This is a genomic window from uncultured Metabacillus sp., assembly GCF_947503125.1.
Taxonomy (GTDB): Bacteria; Bacillota; Bacilli; order Bacillales; family Bacillaceae; genus Metabacillus.
The window spans coordinates 1-1,465 of record NZ_CANNCR010000148.1 but is presented as its reverse complement, the minus strand read 5'-3'; the positions used below and the strand labels follow the sequence as shown (position 1 = coordinate 1,465).

The window sequence follows — 1,465 nt, the reverse complement described above, 5'->3', positions numbered from 1 at the left end:
CACCTCCTTAAATTGATACGTTGATCATACCAGGAGGTGCTGCTGTTTTTATATGCGTTGTTTGAATACGGGCTTACGGAACAAATGATAAATAATCATGTTTCTGAAACAAAATACGATTCAAATATTATAACTGTATGTTTGAGGGTGGTTGGGACTTGAACTCATATTTCTTGTAACCAGGATTGTCAAAAGCAATGGAGTTCCAAATATCACAATAATGAACGTTTTATCAAAAGCGTGAGGAAATACCATCCTCACGCCATACCAAAAACCAAAACAAAGCCTAACAAAAATAAAATAGTTGATCGCCGGTATCAACTCAATTGCAAAAGGCAAAGGGGATTGTCAAATAAAGTGTGTAAGTCCTAATTTACTCCAGGTATTTTAGGACTCGATCTTTGAGGTCTTCGTGGACTAAAAGCTGGTTCATAACCATTGACCAGTTTTTAACAAACCCGCCCTCCCATTTATTTTCTAATTCTTGGATGCGTAAATAGAGGAGTTTAAACAGGGCATTTTCATTTGGAAATGCTCCTTTTTTCGTCACCTTACGAAAGCTGGAGTGGATACTCTCTACGGCATTTGTGGTATACATGACTTTGCGTATGGTACTTCCATAGTCAAAAAGTTGTTCCACATGGTTGAAGTTTCGGACCCACACATCCACAGCCCCTGGATAAGTAGACCACTGTGTTTGAAATGCTTCAAAGGCACTTCGGCAAGCCTTAAGGCTTGGGGCACCATATACTTTCTTTAGAGCAGCTGTAAATGGCTTATATTCTTTGCTTGGAACATATTTTATAGAGTTGCGAATCAAATGGACCACACATCGCTGTACAATAATATCAGGAAAAATCGCACGAGCACCTTCTTCTAGCCCACTGACTCCATCCATAGATAAGAAAAATACATCCTCTACACCTCGGGATTTGATCTCATCAAAGATTTGCATCCATTTATGCTTACTTTCTGTTTCATTCAACCATAAACCAAGGATGTCCTTTTTCCCTTCCATCGTATAGCCTAAAATGGTGTATACCGCATATTTCTTCGTTTCATATTGGTTTCGAATAGTTGTAAACATGCAGTCTACGAATAAAAAAGCATAACAGGGGCTTAAAGGTCTGACGGCCATTCTTCTAGATCGACAAGTACTTGATCCGTCATGTCCGATATCATTTCATGTGACACCGAGAAACCATAAATGTCTTCAATGGTGGAAGAAATATCTCGTTGGGACATACCCCGTGCATACATAGACAAGACTTTCTTCAATAGCTGACACGTCTTTTTTTCTTTTTGGAACTAGCTGCGGTTCAAATGTCCCATCTCTGTCACGAGGGACTTGTATATTCACTTCACCAGAGCTTGTTTTAATGGCTTTCTGTTACTGACGCTCTATAATGACAAGAAATTGATGAAATACTTTGTCCATAATCTGACGGAATTATTGGCCGGAAGA

The 1,465-nt window shown here is 39.1% G+C and carries 1 protein-coding gene and 2 pseudogenes; all 3 read right to left on the bottom strand.

The features are described 5' to 3' along the window. Positions 1 to 171: 171 nt before the first annotated feature. Positions 172 to 339 (bottom strand): annotated as a pseudogene (locus Q1B07_RS26555) (conjugal transfer protein); the annotation flags it as partial. Positions 340 to 373: 34 nt separating this feature from the next. Beyond that, positions 374 to 1,087 (bottom strand): IS256 family transposase, encoded by a 714-nt coding sequence (locus tag Q1B07_RS26550; protein ID WP_366945294.1) that lies wholly within the window; start codon positions 1,085 to 1,087, stop codon positions 374 to 376. 32 nt (positions 1,088 to 1,119) lie between these two features. After that, a pseudogene (locus Q1B07_RS27140) lies at positions 1,120 to 1,360 on the bottom strand (transposase). Positions 1,361 to 1,465 lie beyond the last annotated feature (105 nt).

Bases quoted from the DNA above. Each gene is read 5' to 3' on its own strand.
- Q1B07_RS26550 (WP_366945294.1), bottom strand. From the start codon at position 1,087: ATGTTTACAACTATTCGAAACCAATATGAAACGAAGAAATATGCGGTA.